At 70.3% G+C, this 15,600-nt stretch carries 18 protein-coding genes and 2 pseudogenes; 11 read left to right on the top strand and 9 right to left on the bottom strand.

From position 1 onward, the window contains the following. Nucleotides 1-147 (top strand): annotated as a pseudogene (locus ACFWTC_RS18530) (serine/threonine-protein phosphatase); the annotation flags it as partial. Between the two features lie 169 nt (nucleotides 148-316). Here the strand turns inward: ACFWTC_RS18530 and ACFWTC_RS18525 are convergent. The 3 genes from ACFWTC_RS18525 to ACFWTC_RS18515 all read right to left on the bottom strand — a co-directional run bounded on the left by ACFWTC_RS18525 (nucleotide 317) and on the right by ACFWTC_RS18515 (nucleotide 1,652). After that, complete coding sequence (locus ACFWTC_RS18525; RefSeq protein WP_383928297.1) at nucleotides 317-781, bottom strand: TetR family transcriptional regulator C-terminal domain-containing protein; 465 nt, start codon at nucleotides 779-781, stop codon at nucleotides 317-319. Between the two features lie 87 nt (nucleotides 782-868). Further along, entirely contained in the window at nucleotides 869-1,087 is a 219-nt protein-coding gene (locus ACFWTC_RS18520; RefSeq protein ID WP_383928300.1) for a hypothetical protein, read from the bottom strand. Nucleotides 1,088-1,091: 4 nt separating this feature from the next. Continuing rightward, a complete protein-coding gene (locus ACFWTC_RS18515) occupies nucleotides 1,092-1,652 on the bottom strand; it encodes a quercetin 2,3-dioxygenase (RefSeq protein ID WP_383928303.1) in 561 nt (186 codons plus the stop codon). 106 nt (nucleotides 1,653-1,758) lie between these two features. Between ACFWTC_RS18515 and ACFWTC_RS18510 the strand changes: the two genes are divergently transcribed. Beyond that, nucleotides 1,759-2,202: a MarR family winged helix-turn-helix transcriptional regulator gene (locus ACFWTC_RS18510; protein ID WP_383928307.1), complete on the top strand. Its 444-nt coding sequence runs from the start codon at nucleotides 1,759-1,761 to the stop codon at nucleotides 2,200-2,202. A 174-nt stretch (nucleotides 2,203-2,376) separates the two neighbouring features. On the opposite strand, the gene ACFWTC_RS18505 is transcribed toward ACFWTC_RS18510, so the two are convergent. Continuing rightward, a complete protein-coding gene (locus ACFWTC_RS18505) occupies nucleotides 2,377-3,045 on the bottom strand; it encodes an HSP18 transcriptional regulator (RefSeq protein ID WP_383928310.1) in 669 nt (222 codons plus the stop codon). Nucleotides 3,046-3,175: 130 nt separating this feature from the next. Between ACFWTC_RS18505 and ACFWTC_RS18500 the strand changes: the two genes are divergently transcribed. From ACFWTC_RS18500 to ACFWTC_RS18490, 3 genes are all read left to right on the top strand, one after another. Beyond that, nucleotides 3,176-3,610, top strand: a complete 435-nt coding sequence (locus ACFWTC_RS18500; RefSeq protein ID WP_383928313.1) for an Hsp20/alpha crystallin family protein — start codon at nucleotides 3,176-3,178, stop codon at nucleotides 3,608-3,610. Between the two features lie 121 nt (nucleotides 3,611-3,731). Further along, on the top strand, nucleotides 3,732-4,127 hold the full coding sequence (locus tag ACFWTC_RS18495; protein ID WP_383928316.1) for a DUF2267 domain-containing protein: 396 nt from the start codon (nucleotides 3,732-3,734) through the stop codon (nucleotides 4,125-4,127). Nucleotides 4,128-4,192: 65 nt separating this feature from the next. Further along, nucleotides 4,193-4,639, top strand: a complete 447-nt coding sequence (locus ACFWTC_RS18490; protein ID WP_383928319.1) for a DUF2267 domain-containing protein — start codon at nucleotides 4,193-4,195, stop codon at nucleotides 4,637-4,639. A gap of 102 nt (nucleotides 4,640-4,741) precedes the next feature. On the opposite strand, the gene ACFWTC_RS18485 is transcribed toward ACFWTC_RS18490, so the two are convergent. Beyond that, nucleotides 4,742-4,891, bottom strand: coding sequence for a hypothetical protein (locus tag ACFWTC_RS18485; RefSeq protein WP_383928322.1), 150 nt, complete (start codon nucleotides 4,889-4,891; stop codon nucleotides 4,742-4,744). A 21-nt stretch (nucleotides 4,892-4,912) separates the two neighbouring features. Next, nucleotides 4,913-6,013, bottom strand: a complete 1,101-nt coding sequence (locus ACFWTC_RS18480) for a magnesium and cobalt transport protein CorA (protein WP_383928325.1) — start codon at nucleotides 6,011-6,013, stop codon at nucleotides 4,913-4,915. 230 nt (nucleotides 6,014-6,243) lie between these two features. Between ACFWTC_RS18480 and ACFWTC_RS18475 the strand changes: the two genes are divergently transcribed. From ACFWTC_RS18475 to ACFWTC_RS18450, 6 genes are all read left to right on the top strand, one after another. Then, entirely contained in the window at nucleotides 6,244-7,122 is an 879-nt protein-coding gene (locus ACFWTC_RS18475) for an STAS domain-containing protein (RefSeq protein WP_383928328.1), read from the top strand. After that, on the top strand, nucleotides 7,119-7,811 hold the full coding sequence (locus ACFWTC_RS18470) for an ATP-binding protein (RefSeq protein WP_384028641.1): 693 nt from the start codon (nucleotides 7,119-7,121) through the stop codon (nucleotides 7,809-7,811). Before ACFWTC_RS18475 ends, ACFWTC_RS18470 begins: the two co-directional genes overlap by 4 nt. Continuing rightward, the gene (locus ACFWTC_RS18465; protein WP_383928334.1) at nucleotides 7,808-8,065 is read left to right on the top strand and encodes a hypothetical protein; all 258 of its coding nucleotides are present in this window, start codon (nucleotides 7,808-7,810) and stop codon (nucleotides 8,063-8,065) included. Before ACFWTC_RS18470 ends, ACFWTC_RS18465 begins: the two co-directional genes overlap by 4 nt. Further along, nucleotides 8,062-9,324: a PP2C family protein-serine/threonine phosphatase gene (locus tag ACFWTC_RS18460; protein WP_384028643.1), complete on the top strand. Its 1,263-nt coding sequence runs from the start codon at nucleotides 8,062-8,064 to the stop codon at nucleotides 9,322-9,324. Before ACFWTC_RS18465 ends, ACFWTC_RS18460 begins: the two co-directional genes overlap by 4 nt. Before the next feature lie 268 nt (nucleotides 9,325-9,592). Further along, on the top strand, nucleotides 9,593-10,054 hold the full coding sequence (locus tag ACFWTC_RS18455; protein WP_383928340.1) for a MarR family winged helix-turn-helix transcriptional regulator: 462 nt from the start codon (nucleotides 9,593-9,595) through the stop codon (nucleotides 10,052-10,054). A gap of 169 nt (nucleotides 10,055-10,223) precedes the next feature. After that, complete coding sequence (locus ACFWTC_RS18450) at nucleotides 10,224-11,423, top strand: PP2C family protein-serine/threonine phosphatase (protein ID WP_384028645.1); 1,200 nt, start codon at nucleotides 10,224-10,226, stop codon at nucleotides 11,421-11,423. A gap of 66 nt (nucleotides 11,424-11,489) precedes the next feature. Here the strand turns inward: ACFWTC_RS18450 and ACFWTC_RS18445 are convergent, their stop codons facing one another. The 3 genes and pseudogenes from ACFWTC_RS18445 to ACFWTC_RS18435 form a co-directional block, all read right to left on the bottom strand. Beyond that, on the bottom strand, nucleotides 11,490-11,885 hold the full coding sequence (locus ACFWTC_RS18445) for a MarR family winged helix-turn-helix transcriptional regulator (RefSeq protein ID WP_384074257.1): 396 nt from the start codon (nucleotides 11,883-11,885) through the stop codon (nucleotides 11,490-11,492). 247 nt (nucleotides 11,886-12,132) lie between these two features. Then, entirely contained in the window at nucleotides 12,133-13,317 is a 1,185-nt protein-coding gene (locus tag ACFWTC_RS18440) for a PP2C family protein-serine/threonine phosphatase (RefSeq protein WP_383928350.1), read from the bottom strand. A 316-nt stretch (nucleotides 13,318-13,633) separates the two neighbouring features. Then, a pseudogene (locus tag ACFWTC_RS18435) lies at nucleotides 13,634-15,240 on the bottom strand (CHASE3 domain-containing protein). Between the last annotated feature and the right edge of the window lie 360 nt (nucleotides 15,241-15,600).

Below are 15,600 nucleotides of genomic sequence, written 5' to 3'. Positions count from 1 at the left end.
GTACGCGCTCTGGTCGGCGCGGTCACCGACGTCTACGACGGCCGGCCCCCCAGAGACGACGCGACCGTACTGTGCCTGGACTGGCACGGACCCCGACCTGGACCGGCCCCCCGATCCCCGCTCCGCACCTCCCGCCCGGGCCTCTGAAAGCACGTGGGCGGGTGGGCCGGCCTGCGAGCGGTCGACGTTTCCCGCGTGTGACCAGCCGGGGACGGCTTTGCCAGGACCGATGCCGACCCGACGCTGACTTTGGTGACAATGCGTCAGGATGCAGCATGCCTTGCGGTGGCGGCGCCAGGACGGGTGCGGGTCGCTGTCACACGTCGATCAGGGCGTCCACCACGGCCCTGGCGACGCGGCTCGCGCGCTCCGGTGTCCAGTGGGCCGGCTCTTCCACGGTGGAGACGTAGTAGCCGCGGGTCAGCAGCGAGAGGACGTCGGCGGCGAGGCCGGCGTCGGGTACTCCCGCGGCGATGGACGCTTCGAGGAACTCCTGGCGCGATTCGCGCGGCTCGTGGTGGTCGACGCCGTGGGGGTCGGCGTGTGCCGACGAGAGCATCTCGATCCAGAGCGACCGGAGCAGCAGGTCTTCCGGTTCCGTGCTGAGGTGCCATTCCACCGTGGCGCGCAGCCGGTCCGAGCCGGTCAGTTCTCCCAGATGGGCCTCCAGGTCGGCCCGCCACCGCGATTCTGCGGCGCGCACGGCGTTGGTGATCAGCGCCGTGCGGGTGGGCACATAGTTGGTGACCATGGCCGTGGACCCGCCGAGCTCCTTTGCCACGGCCCGGATGGTGACGGCACGCGCACCGTCCCGGGCGGCGACCGCGAGGGTCGCGTGGGCGATTGCCTCCGTCCGCGTCCCGGCGCGTCAGCCCCCGCCGTGGAGGTAGAGGACGACCGGCAGGGGCTCGCGTGCCGCGTCGGGCAGCCACAGATCGAGTTCGAGCGGCCGGTTGCCCGCACGGTAGGCGTACGGGACGCCGCGCAGCAGCCGTACGCCGGGGGCGGGGTGCGCGGCGGGCGGGAGCGGCAGCAGCTCGGGGGCGGGCGGCGCCAGGAACGAGGCGAGGCCGGGCGTCAGCGGCACGGGATCAGCTCCCGGTGCGCCACTGGTGTCCGGGCAGGAAGCGCACGTCGTAGCGCTCCGGCACGGTGGCGAACTTGTGCGGTCCCGGTACGTACGGCTCGGGCGGCAGGCCGAGTTCCTCGGTCGGAACGCCGAGGTTCTCGAAGAACCGCTCGAAGGTGCCTCCGGGTCCTGCGGCCACGCCGACGACCCGGCTGTGGTGGCGCTCGATGCGGTAGGCGTGAGGGCAGTTCTTCGGTACGAAGCCGAAGTCGCCGGCGGTGAGAAGCCGTTCGTACTGCTCACCCGCCAGATCCTCGACGAACAGCCGCACCGCGCCGTCGGTGATGTAGAAGACCTCGTACGTGTCGGAGTGGACGTGGGCGGGGATCACCTCGCCCCTGGGACCCTCGACGGTGAAGAAGTTGAAGGCGTTCTCGGTCTGCTCGCCGCCCGCGTAGACGGTGACCAGGTCGGTGAACAGGTGGGCGCGGTCGCCCATGCCCTTCTCGATGAAGTACGGCTTTCCGGGCTCGGCCGGGATGTGCGACCGAGGGCGGCTGGGACGGGCGAACTCCATGGTCATGAGAACCTCCGGCACGACGGGACGACGAATGTCAGGCTACCTGACATTTGGGGCGGGGGTGCCCCCGTACCGTCGCTATTCTCGAAACTCCGTCCCGCGAGGAGCCATGACCACCCCCACACCCAACCTGCCCCAGCTGCTCACCGAGGCCAAGCGCTGGTTCGACGACGCGTTGCTGGCCAGCATGCGGGCCGCCGGCGAACAGCCGGTCACCGTCGGGCAGGCGGCCGTCTTCGCCGCCCTCGACGAAGGGGGCACCACGGTCTCGGAGCTGGCCCGCCGGATGGGCGTCACCCGGCAGACCGCCCACCAGGCCGTGCACGCCCTCATCGGCATGGGGCTGCTGGAGCAGACGCCCGACCCCTCCTCCGCCCGCAGTCGACTGATCCGCCCCACCGCAGAGGGCACCCGCGTGCACCGACGCGCCCAGGACACCCTGGCCGTCATCGAGGGCGTCCTGGCGGAACGCATCGGCGCCGAGGCCGTCGGAGCCCTGCGTGCAGCGTTGACCGTCCCCCTGGGGGAGCCCCCGCTGGTCGCAGCACCCTGACCGGCGCAGGCCCTTCGGCAGTCGGCCGGCGGCGCGAGCGCGCGTGGGCTGCCGGTGGTGAGCTCCGTACCGCCCACCGCGATCCCGGCGCCCGGCCACGGTGCCGGGCGCCGGCTGTAGTGCGGGGGAGGCGTGCTCCGGGCCGCCGACGGCGGTCGCCGGGGCGGGTGCTGCTCAGGTGCCGCGCTGGTCGTGAGCGGTCTGGCGGAGTTGCTCGGTGTGCCGGGTCAGGGCGTCGATGCGTGCGGCGAGGTCCGCGTCCTCGGGCCGCAGATGGGCCCGGGTGTCGGTCAGGGGGCGCACGAGGCAGGCGGCGTCGTCGCGCCCGAGGGCCAGGTTCAGGGCGCCGACCGCGTCGGCGGCGTCGGCGGGCAGGCCGGCGAGGGCGGTGATCTGTGCGGCCAGGCGTCGGAGGTCGGCTGCGTTGTCGCGGGCCCAGGCGGTGACGGTGCGGTCGGCGGCGCGGGTGTCGCGGGTGGCCTGGACACGTTCTTCGCCGGTGGAGCCGGGGGTGCCGGGGCGCAGGCGGAGGTAGCGGCGTTCGGCGGCCTGGCGGCTGGCGACCCCGAGGGGTCCGGCGAGCTCGGCCCAGCTCGCCCCCTCGCCGCGGGCGGTCTCGATCAGCCCGCTCTCCCAGCCGGCGAGCTGTTCGCGGACCTCGCGCAGCGTCAGCAGTGCGGCCAGGGCCGGGTGCGGGCCGGAGTCGGGCGCGGGTGGCGCTGGGGTGTCAGGCGTTTGCGCGGAAGTCCGCTGCGCGTCCCTTACGGACTGGTTGATGGCCTCCAGTGCCGCCGCGGCGGCAAGGAAGGGAACGGGTGTGGTCGGCGGGGCGGGTTCGGTCATGCTGACTCTCCGTCGTCTCGTCGTCCTCCAGATGACTCCTTGCTTGTCATCACTTCGATGACATGTTACAACGGATGCACGTTGAAGCGCATTGGCAGTTTCTGCCTGAACCAACTGGAGGTGTTTCGCGATGTTGATGCGCACTGACCCGTTCCGCGAGATGGACCGGATCGTCCAGCAGCTGTCGGGTACGTCCGGGACCTGGTCGAAGCCGTCCGTCATGCCGATGGACGCCTACCGCGACGGCGACGAGTACGTGATCGCCTTCGACCTTCCCGGCGTGAGCACCGACGCGATCGACATCGACGTCGAGCGGAACATGCTGACCGTGAAGGCGGAGCGCCGCCCGGTCGCAAAGGCGGACTCCGTGAAGGTGGAGCTCTCCGAGCGGCCCCTGGGTGTCTTCTCCCGCCAGATCGTCCTGGCCGACACCCTCGACACCGAGCGGATCCAGGCCGACTACGACGCGGGTGTCCTGACCCTGCGGATCCCGATCGCCGAGCGCGCCAAGCCCCGCAAGATCAGCATCGGCGCCGAGACCGGCCGCAGGCAGATCTCCGGCTGAACCCTCCAGTCTCGGTATCAGCCTGCAGCGGAGGGTGGGAAGCGCCGATTCCCCTCCGGCACCCACCCTCCGCCCCTCTTTGACCTCTCCACCCCTTCACCCTTTCTCCGGAGGTGACGTGATGTCGATGCGCAGGGAGTCGTTCCTGGCCCATGTCCAGGAACGCGGCGAGTACGAAAGCCCGGAAGAGGCCGATCGTGTTTCCCGCGTCGTCCTGGCCCTGCTGGGCGCACATCTGGTCGGCCGTGTGCGGGCCGAACTCGCCGCCCGCCTCCCCGAGACCTACGCCCTGATCCTCCTCAACCCCCTCCAGGCCGCGGAACCGCTCTCGCCCGAGCGGTTCGTCCGTGCGACCGCAGCCTGGATCGAGGGCGCCACCGAGAAGACGGCCCTGTGGGACATCGGCGCCGTCCTGTCCACCGTGACCGCCGCCGCGGGCGACGTCCTCACCCGCGAGGTCCTGCTCCAGCTCCCGCCCGGCTACGACCTCCTTTTCGGCCACCCTCAACCCGACTGACCCTCAAGCCCAGCGGACCAGCGGCCACAGGGCCGGATCCTTCGCAGAGAAAGGCAACCGCAGCCATGTACGACCAGCCTCGACCGAACCGGTCCACCCCCGCCATGCCGTTCGACCAGATGCTGGAACGCGTGCGCTACGAAGGCGCCTACCCCACCCGCGAACGCGCCGCGGAAGCCGTCCACCACGTCCTGGCCGCCCTCGGCCGCCAGCTCACCGGCGAGGAACGCGCCGGCCTCGCCCAGTGCCTGCCCGTCGAAGCCGCCCTGACCCTCACCGCCCAGATCCCCGACACCCAGCACCTCACCGGCTGGGGCTTCGTCAAGGACCTGGCCGCCCGCACCGATGCCACCCCGGCCACCGCCCGCTGGGACGCCGGCGCCGTCCTCGCCGTCGTCACTCGCCTCGCCGGGCCCGACCTCCTCGCCCGCATCCTGCGTCGGCTCCCCGGCGGCTACGCCCTCCTCTTCGGCCAGGTCGAACTGCGCCGGCCCGAGCCCGTCGCCGCCTGACCCGGACGAGCAGCGCGTGCACACGCGTCAGGGCCGGGACCGCTCCGGCGGTCCCGGCCCTGACACGTGGCGATCAGTGCCCGAAGACGTCCTTACAGCGTGCTACCGGGGGAGCAAGACGATCGTGTCGGCCTGCTCCGGACCGATGGCCGGCTGCCCGAGGGTCTCGAGGAACGCCCGGACGGCCTGACGCGCCTCGGCGACGGCTGACAGAGAACGAATGGCTGTGCGCTCGGCGCTCATGGTGGTCATCGCGCGCTCCGGACGCCACACCTAGAGCCATCTGTTGCGGCGCAGGGCCCGGTAGATGATCGTGCACGCGGTGACGATGAGGATCCAGACGGCGGGGTAGCCGTAGGGGGATCCGAGTTCGGGCATGTGCTCGAAGTTCATGCCGTAAATGCCGACGATCATGGTGGGGACGGCAATGAGGGCGGCCCAGGCACTGATGCGGCGCATGTCGGCGTTCTGCTGGACACCCAGCTGGGCGATGCTGGCGCTGAGCATGCCGCTGACGAGCTCGTCGAAGGACAGGATCTGTTCGCTGACCCGCTGGTGGTGGTCGGCGACGTCCCGGAAGTAGGTGGCCACCTCCTTCGGGATCTGCGGGATGGTGCCCTCACTGAGGCGCTGCAGCGCGGGTGCCAACGGCATGACGGCGCGCTTGAATTCCAGGAGCTCGCGCTTGAGCTGGTAGATGCGACCGGCGTCGACCGGCCGGTCCGGGGAGAACACCTCGTTCTCCAGGGTGTCGACGTCGCCGGCGAAGGCGTCGGCGACTTCGACGTAGCGGTCGACGACCCGGTCCGCGACCGCGTGCAGGACGGCCGCAGGCCCGCAACCGAGCTGCCGCGGGTCGCCCTGGAGTTCTTGGCGCACGCCGTCCAGGGGCGGGGCGCTGCCGTGGCGCACTGTGATCGCGTACCCGGGCCCGGCGAACACCATGATCTCGCCGGTGTCGACGATCTCGCTGGTCGCGGTCACCTTCTCATGGTCGACGTAGACGATCGTCTTCAGCACGAGGAACAGCATGTCGCCGTAGAGCTCCAGCTTCGGCCGCTGATGCGCGTGTACGGCGTCCTCGACCGCGAGCGGGTGCAGGCCGAAAGCCTCGGCGACCTCCTGCAGTTGTTCTGCGCTCGGCTCGTACAGGCCGATCCACGCAAAACGACCCGCCTCCGGGTCTGTCCGCTCCATGATCCCGCCCAGATTCACCTGCCCGGGAATCCGCTTTCCGTGCTCGTACAGTGCGCAGTCCACCACCGCCGACGGCAGACCCCCACCCTCACCGCTCTGATGCGCCGCCACGTGCTGCCTCTTGTCTGCCGTCGAACGTGTAGGCAGGCCACCTACCCCCGACAAGCGGATGATCACCTCCCGGCCCTCTTCACCGCCTGCGGCGCCAGGCTCCGCCGGGCCGTGAGCGGAGGCGCGGACCGGCGCCGCGTGGCGCCTGGCGGGTGTCGGGGTTCCTTCCGCCTGGATGGCGTGCGTATATTTGTCACGCGACAATAGTTGCGCGTGCGGGGTAAATTCGGGAAGTCCCCGTCCCGCCGCCTCGCCCGCCTGGAGGCGGGGAGCGCCAAGGACTGTGAGGGACCTGAGTGAGCAGCGGTACGGCCAACGTACGGCAGCGTGTCACAGAAGCGCTCCACGGGGGCGCTGATGGCATAGGGGACCGGTGGGTGCGGCTGCGGCTGGAGCGGTCCGATCCGGGAACCGGCATCGGCGAGAGGGAGCTCCGGGAGGAGGCCGACGCCGTCGTCGGCGCTCTCCTCGCGGGACTCGGCACTTCACTGCCGGTGAAGGAAGTGGTGGTCTCTCACGCCGACCTGAACCGTGCGGTGATCGTTTTGTCCCTACGCAGGGCGCGTACGGGTGCCACGCCGACGGCAACCTTCCTGGCGGTCCTCACCCTGAAGGAGGCGCTGCTGGAGGCCGTCCAGCACGGCACGCAGGACGCCGGAGACCTGTTTGCGGCCGCGCTGTTGATCAACGAACTCCTCGACGCGGCCGGGGCCCTGTCCTTCGCCACCCATGTCGAAGGACGAGAGGAGATCATCCGTCGGCAGGGCCGGCAACTGCTGGAGGTATCGACCCCGGTGATACGGCTGTGGCACCACATCCTTGCCGTCCCGCTGATCGGCACCCTCGACACCGCGCGGGCCCAGGTGGTGATGGAGGCCCTGCTCGGGGCCGTCGCCGATCACGACGTGCGGGTTGCCATCATCGACCTCACCGGCGTGCCGACGGTCGACACCGCGGTGGCCGAGCACCTGATGCACACCGTCCGCGCGGTTCGTCTCATGGGGGCGGAGTGCGTCATCAGCGGCATCCGGCCGACGATCGCGCAGACCATCGCCCACCTGGGCACCGACCTGTCCGGCATCCTCACCCGGGCCACCCTCGCCGACGCCCTGTCCGAGGCAGTGAAGATCACCGCCGCGGACGGGCCGGACCCGCGCACCCGGGTTTTCCTGTGACGCGCCGCCCCGCTGCCGCCGTCCCCACGGTGATCGTGTCCGGCGTGCGGCCCGCGGTGGCCGTCACCCTCGTCGAGCTGGGCCTGGAACTCACCGGCGTCGAAACCGCCGTCCACGCGGAACAGGCAATGACCGTTCTGGGATGGCATTCGAGCCAGCAGCCCCTGAAAGGGGCCTATATGACACAGCGAGCTGACAGCGCCCACGCCCCCACGGCCCTCCCCGACCTGCCACATGCTTTCGCCGCCCCCGCCGCCCCCGCCGCCCCCGCCGCCCCCGCCGCCCCCGACACACCCCTGCACATCGCCCTGCGCACGGAAGAGGACCTGCTGTCGGTACGTCACGCCGTGCGCGCCGCAACCCTTGAAGTCGGCTTCGGGATCGTGGACCAGACACGGGTGGTCACCGCGGTCAGTGAACTGGCCCGCAACGCCTACGTTCACGGCGGGGGCGGGACACTGCTCATCGAGTACCCGCGCCACAACGGCAGGCAGGGGTTGCGGCTGACGATAAGCGACAGCGGACCCGGCATCCGCGACGTCGAGGAAGCCCTGGCCGACGGGTTCACGACCGGGGGCGGACTCGGTCACGGCCTGGGTGGTGCCAAGCGCCTCATGGACGAATTCGCGGTGCGAAGCACCCTGGGCCAGGGCACGACGGTAACCGTCACCCGGTGGGACCGCCCGTGACCCTGACTTGCGCCGTCCCGACCGCGTACATCCGCACAGACCACTGCAGCGCCGTACACGTCGCCTCGGAGACCGCACGCGCCTCAGCGCAGGAGTGCGGCTCGACCGGTGCTCGGCCGGACCGGGCGGGGGTCATCGCATCCGAACGGGCAGCCGAGTACAGCGGCATCGGCAACGTCCGCATGATCCGCCACCGGCGCTCTCGGGACGACGCCACGGTGCTGACGGCCCGTCCGCAGCAGGTGACGTCGTGAACGTGAATCGCTACTCCACGTTGCCGGCGCTACGGCAGGCGGTGCGCTCCCTGGCCCGAACCCACCGGCTGCCGGCAGATGTCCGGGGCCGCCTCGTGCTGGCGGTGACCGATCTCGCCGCACCCGAGTTCCATGCCGGACGCCCCGTCGCCCTCACCGCCTCGTGCGAGAACGGACCCGGCAACGGAGGCCTCCTGGCCGTCACCTTCCACGCGTCCCGCTCCGCCGGCCCCCTCGCAACCACCGATCTGCCCCTCCCCGCGCCCGCGACCTCCGGCCCCACGGCGACCTGGCACATCCCGACACCCGAAGCCGACCCTCCCTGCGCGGGCATCCACCGTCTCACCCCTCCGCCCGCCGACTCGCCGATCCGGCCGACGGCCGAATCCCGCGACAGCGACGAGGAATTGCGGGCCGCTCTCGCCCTCGCCGACTCCCTCGCCGGCGGACACCGTCTCCTGAAGCACGAGCTCGCCGAGACCAATGCCGGAGTCGTCGCCCTCTACGTGCAGCTCGAAGAGCAGGACGAGCAACTACGCAAGGCCCACGGACAGGTCCTGCGGGAACTCGAGGACGCCCTGCGGCCGCCGCCGCCGCTGATCCCCGGCCTCGACCTCGCCGTTCACTACGCCCCCGCCGACCCCGGCGCGCCCACCGGCGGTGACCTCTACGACTGGTTCACCCTCCCCGACGGCACCCTCCACATCACCATCGTGGACGCGGTCGGTCACGGCGTACGCAGCACCCGCAGCGCCCTCAACGTCACCCACGCCGTAAGAACCCTGGCCCTCGAAGGCCATCCCCTGCAGTCGATCCTGGCCCGCACCCACGACATCCTCATGCCCCTCGACCCGCGACTCATGGCGACCGTGCTCCTGGCCCGGATCGACCCCGCGACCGGTGAACTCCAGCTCGCCAACGGAAGCCACCCACCCGCCCTGCTCGTACGGTCCGACGACACCGCGCAGTACCTCGAGGTGCGCGGCCGGGGCATCGGGTTCCCCCTCCCCGGCAGCGATCGCGTGCTCTCCGCGCGCCTGGACCCGGGAGACCTCCTTCTCCTCTACACCGACGGCCTCACGGAAAGCCGCAAAGACGTGGAGGAGGGCGAGACCCGGCTTGTCCAAGCGGCACAGACCCACGCCCACCTGCCCCTGGCCGACATTCCCCACGCCATCGCCGCCGACATGCACACCATCGTTCTCCACGCCGACGACACCCTGGCCCTGGCACTGCGCATCACCCTCCCACCTCCCTGAGGAGGAGATGGTCCGGTGCGGGTGCCTCGCCTCCGCGCGTTTCCCGGCCGCTGACTCTCGGCTAGCCTCATCCCCGGCGGCAGAAGCCGCCGGCCCGCCCGCCCCACTCCGGGCAGCTCCGGCCAGCCGGTTCCTGCCACACGCCGTCCCCAGCTCGTCCACCGGGAGGTACCTACAGGTGCTTGACAACGAGGCGGCTGACAAACAGGCGATCAGGTGTCAGAGTGAACGAATGCCCCGAGCCATGCCGTCCGCCAGTCACGACCAAGTGGCTCTCGAGGCATGCACCCTGCTGGAGGTTCTGGAGGTCCTGTGGGGCCGAGGCGGTGAAGCCCCCGACCTCGCCCCGGTCTCACCCTCGCAGCTCCGCGCGCTGACGGTGATCGAGAAATGGGACGGCGTCAACCTGCGCGACCTCGGCGAAGCGCTCGGATCCACGCCGCCTTCGGTGAGCCGCCTGTGCGACCGACTGGAAGCGGCCGGACTCATCCAGCGCTCCCGCGGTACGGCCAACCGCCGGGAGGTGGAACTGAGGCTGAGCCCCGGCGGGCACAGAATCCTCGCGCAGATGCGCGCCTGGCGATCCAGCGAGATCGAAACCGTCCTGACGAGGATCCCCGCAGCCGAACTCGGAGCGCTGGCCGAAAGCCTGCAGACCCTCCGCACCGCGGCACTGCTCCACATAGGCCTCGAGGAGAGAGAACGCAGCGAGCGCCGCGAAACCGCCTGACGGACACGCTTCGCGGCGCGGACGACGATGACCGGGCGACAGGCCCCTGAGGTAGTCGCCCCCCAAGGCCGCCCGCATCCCAGCACGGGGCACCGGGCACACTTCCGGACCGGGCCGCTGGACTTCACGCCCACCCGGCGGGCTCGCGCGGGTGATGAGGGAAGAGGCTATGAGCAACCGTTCCGAAGCCTGGCTCGGAGCCGCGGAGAGCGCACTGCGGGCCGCGCCCCCCACTGCGCTCCTGTCGGCGGCCGCCGAACTGCTGGCCACGTACGTGCAGGCGAAGGAGGTCACCCTGCTGCTCGCGGACTACGGCCTTTCCGTGCTGCAACCGGTCACGCAGCTGCCGCACACCGGATCCCAGGTGTCCGTCCGCGAGGGGACACCGGTCAGCCGGGCGTTCACCGCGCAGGTTCCGGTCGTCGAGGTCACCGACCACCCCGGCATCGTGATCGCCCACCTGCCGGTCACCGTTCGGGGCGACCGCCTGGGCGTGCTCTCCGCGCGCCTTTCCGAGCCTGCCGAGGGAACTCCCCGCATGCTCGAACTCGCGGCCTTCGCCACAGCCCTGGGGCATGAACTGATCGTGGCCGAACGGGACACCGACCTCTATCTGCAGGCCCGCCGCCGTCGTCGGCTCACACTGGCCGCCGAGATGCAGTGGCAGCTCCTTCCGGGCCGCGGACTGAGCCGGCAGGAGTACACCCTCGGCGCCCACCTGGAGCCGGCCTACGCCATCGGGGGAGACAACTTCGACTGGAGCACCACCGACGACGTCCTGACCGTCACGTGCACCGACGGCCAGGGACACGGCATCGATGCCGCTCTGCTGACGAACCTCGCCGTCAGCGCACTGCGCAACGCCCGCCGGGCAGGCGTCCCTCTCGAAGAGCAGGCGTCTCTCGCCAGTGAGGCGGTATACGCCCAGTACGGAGGTAAGCAGTGCGCACCGTCGCTGCTGCTTCGCTTCGACCTGACCACGGGTTCAGCGCATGCGGTGGACGCCGGTTCACCTCACGTGTTTCGCGTACGCGACAACCTCGCGGAGCAGGTGGTCTTGGAAACCCAGACGCCGCTGGGGATGTTCCAGGAGACCGAATACCGCAAGCAGCCCTTCAGCGTCTCTCCGGGGGACCGCCTGGTGATCGTGAGCAGTGGCGTACACGGCTCCCCGGGCAAAGACGGTCGCGCTTTCGGTGAACGCGCCCTTCGCGAGACGATCGCCGCCACCCAGCGGTCTTCGCCGCACGAGACCGCCCGGGCGCTCGTGGACGGCCTCGTGCAGCACCACGGCGGCAGCGATCTACCCGAGGACGCGGCGGTGGTGTGCCTGGACTGGAGAGGAAGGCAGCAGCCAGTCGACGGCTGAGCACTCCGTGCCTGAGCGCGGTGACGACTGGCAGCGTCCACGCCCGGCCTGACAACGGCCGGGCGTTCACAGCTCGCGGGCGGGTGAGGATCGCCCCGACGCCCGGGTGAAGGCACGCAGACCGTTCAAGAGCTCCCGGCACCGCTCCGGGGGCATGCGTTCGAGAACCTCGTGGATGGCGTGACAGCGCTGCTCGGCCAGCGCGTCGATGGCCTGGCGGCCGTGCGGTGTCAGCGTCAGGACGATCTCGCGCCGGTCGGAGTCGCCGCGGTCACGACGCAGCAGCCCGGCGGCCTCCAGCCGGTCGCACAACCGGCTCGTGGCAGGCGTCGTCGCATCGATGTCCTCGGCGAGCCGCGTGAGATTCATACGGGGCGAACCCCGCACCGCCACCAGCGCCCGCAGCTGAAGAGCAGACAGGCGCGGAGGGGCACTCTGCGCCGAGCGCTCCCATCTGTCCATCAAGGCCTGGGCGGCCTCTGCCACCTCGCAGGCCGTCTTGTACAAGGGATCCTCGGGCGGTTCCGCGCGGCTCACTGTGGCGTCACTCCCTGTAGGCAGGTGCAGATCCCTTCGGGAAAGGCGCCGCGGTGACAGGTCTCTATCTGAACGGATACGCCTCGTCTGCCCTCTTTCACGAAAGTATCCCCGCAGAGTGACTCCAACGCTGCGCCACGCAGCGGGCGCGCCGCGGATGCCGCGTGGCCCCTCAGGCTGCGGCGGACCGCCCGAACCAGTCCATGCACAAGACCATCGCATCATCGTCGGCGTCGGCAGCCCGGTAGACCGCCAGCTCCTCGAGGATGGCCCGGGGCACGGCGGCGGCCGGCAGCAGGCTGGTGGCCTGGATCGCCCGGGCGAGAGCACGTTCGCTGTACGCCTCGCCGCCCGCGCTCGCGGCCGCGTAGACACCGTCGCTCACGAAGATCAACCGATCGCCGGGCAGGGCCTGGAATTCCTGGGCGCTGTAGGGGGACTCCTCGAACATGCCGAGGGGAAGCTGTGCCTCGAATTCGAGGCGCTCCACGCACCTGTCCCGGTAACGCCACAGCTGAGGAGAACCGGCATCCACGACCTGCACGCGCCCGGTGCTCAGTTCGAAGCACAACAGAAGGGTCGACACGTAGGCGCGCCCCCGGTACTGCCCGTAGACGGCCTGGTCGGCCAGCGCCGCCTGGTCGGCGATGCTGATCCCGGCCCTTCGTGCGTTGCGCAGCGCGTTGATCGCAAGATTCGTCAGGAGCGAGGCCTGGATCCCCTCGCCCATGCCGTTGGTGACCGTGAGCGTGAGGGCCTCGGCGGTGGTGGACCAGTCGAAATTGTCCCCGTGGATGTCGTACGCCGGCTCCAGCTGCGCCCCGATGGCGTACTCCGGCCGGGCGCACGCCCGCGCGGGGAGCAGCTGCCACTGCATCTCGGCGGCCAGGGTGAGGCGGCTGGCGCGCCGCGCCTGGAGGTACAGGTCGGTATCACGTTCGGCCACGACGATCTCGTGTCCGAGCAGTTCCGCCAGGTCGGTCAGTTCGCCGACCGTCACGGAAGTGCACGCCTCCTCGGGCATGCGCACCGTGAGGATGCCCAGGCGGTCGCCGCGGACGGTGACCGGAAGATGAAGATCCACGGCGCCGTCCCGGGCCGCAAACTGTCCGTACGGTTCCTGACTGCCGAACGCGCGGCCCTCGGAACTCGCCTGGACGGGCAAGGGCTCGGAAGTGTGCGGCAGCGCGGTTACCGGCTGCAGCACGGTGAGGCTGTAGTCGGCCATGAGGAGTTCGACCTCGATCGCACGGAAGTGCTCGATGAGGGCGGCGCGGACCGTGCGAAGAAGGTCATGAGGCGCTGCCGTGCGCAGCGCACGTTCCACGGCCAGGAAGTTCGTCATGGTCAGGATCATTTCTTCCAGGAGCGGGCTGTCGGATGAGGTGACATCCGGGGCGACCCGGTGGCGCGGAGGGAGTCCGAGCGCGAGACATGGTTCTCGCACCCGCAGACCCCAGAGCCGTTCCGCCCCGAAATCCGGATGATGATCCCTTTACATAGTTGTCATTCGGCAACTATCAACTGTACCGCCTCGTGCCGCTCAGGAGTGGAGAAGAGACCAGTCACATGGCGATCCGCCAACGAGGACCGATGATGGCGTGTCGTGGGAGAGGCGGTACGCCGCCCTTCCAGACGCCGAGGCCCCGCTGGGGCGGCTGTCGCGGGTCCGGCTAGGGCGTGAGTTCCATATCGGCGCGGGAGGCTTCGGGCAGGACGGACGGGCCTGCGGTCTCGGGGGGTTCGCCGGCGAGGGTGAAGGTGATGCGGGCACCGTCGCGGTAGTCGGGGTCGACGGCGATGGTGCCGCCGTGGAATTCGACGATCTTCTTGCACATGGCCAGGCCGATGCCGCTGCCGCTGTATGCGTCTTTGGTGTGGAGGCGCTGGAAGATCACGAACACCTTTTCGGCGTACTCGGGGGCGATGCCGATCCCGTTGTCGGTGACCGTGAACCGTCATAGCGGCCCTTCCTGGGCCGCCGTTATGTGGATGTGCGGGGCCTGCTCGGGGTGGTGGAACTTGATCGCGTTGCCGATGAGGTTCTGCCAGAGCATGCCCATCTGGGTGGGGTCGGCGACCAGGGGCGGCAGGGGATCGTGGGTGACCGCGGCGTCCGTCTCCTCGATGCTGACACTGAGGGAGGACAGGGTCCGCTTCAGCACCGCTTCGAGTTCGATGCTCTGGAGTTCGTGGTGGACGCGGCCCACGCGGGAGAAGTCGAGGAGGTCGTTGATGAGGGTCTGCATGCGGTTGGCGCCGTCGACGGCGAAGTCGATGTACTGGTCCGCCTTGGCGTCGAGCCGGCCGCTGTAGCGGCGCTGGAGGAGCTGGGTGAAGCTGGAGACCTTCCGCAGCGGTTCCTGCAGATCGTGGGAGGCCACGTACGCGAACTGCTCCAGCTCGGCGTTCGAGCGTTGGAGGTCGGCCGCTTGGGCATCCAGGCGCAGCCGGGCCTGCTCGGCGAAGGCCAGCTCCCGCACCAGACGCCGCCGCATGAAGTCGATCTCGCCGCTGAGGCGGCGCATGTCCGCGGGTCCGGCGGGGGCGATGGGGTGGTCGAAGTCACCGTCGGCGATGGTGCGGGCGTCGGCTCCGAGCTGGTCCAGGGGGGCGGTGACGCCGCGGCGAAGTGCCTCGAAGACCAGCACCGTGAGGGCGGCGATGACGAGGGCGATCGCGGTGAACACCCAGTTGCGCAAGGCCGTCGTGCCGGAAAGGTCCTCGACCGCCTGCGCGCGGTCCGCGCGCAACCGTTCCTGCTGGACGCTCAGGGTGGCACGCAGGGCGTCGAAGGCTTCCTTGCCCTCCGCGGCGCGTTCCGTGGTCAGCGGGGAGGGCGTCCCGGCGGGTGCGGCGGCGATCGGGCGGGCGATCCTCGCCTGCCAGGACTCCACTGCGTCCTGCACGGCGTTCAGGTCGCTCAGGCCTGCCGTATCGCCGTGCAGCAGCTCTCGCAGGCGCGCGGTGTGGGTCGCCTGTTCGGTGAGCCCTTGCCGGTAGGGGGCGAGGAAGTCGGGGGCGCCGGTCAGGCCGTAGCCGCGGATGCCCGTCTCCTGGTTCAGCAGCGCCGATTCCAGACGGAACGACGTACTCAGTGCCGGGGACTTCACGTTCATGAGGGTGTCGCTGAGCGATGCCGTCCGTCCCAGCACCCACGCTCCCGTCACCCCGAGCAGGGTCAGGACGGTCAGAGCAACGGCCGCCCGGCGCGCAGCCACCGCTGCGTCGTCCACGCGGAAAGCCCTCGCGTCTGCCGCAGCCCCTCTTCCCTGCCCATCCCTCGTACTCCTCGCTGTGACGGCCGCCGGCACGATGCGGGCGCAGGCGTCACTCTAGAGGGTTGTCGACAACTTTTGTTGTCGTAGGCTCGGAACCGTGTGGCGTTAGGAGTGCGTCAAGATTTTTCCAATCGGTCCCTTCCCGGACGCTCTCTGGTGTCCGCTCGGCGCGCGTTCCCCAGCTGGTGTGGTTGAGCCTCGGCGAGGTTGTCCCGGCAGCTCTGACCGGGCTTTACGGCCCGGCCGTGACGCAGGGACATGCCGCCTGTCCTTCGGGGCATACAGGAGCGGGGGAGCGCACGGGCAGCAGGTCTGCGGGTGCGGGACCGCGCCGGCAGCAGCCCCATACTCGATGATCG

It is taken from the genome of Streptomyces sp. NPDC058619, from assembly GCF_042717785.1.
Taxonomy (GTDB): Bacteria; Actinomycetota; Actinomycetes; order Streptomycetales; family Streptomycetaceae; genus Streptomyces.
Note: the sequence above shows the minus strand (reverse complement) of the source record. Positions and strands in the feature narration are given on the sequence as shown.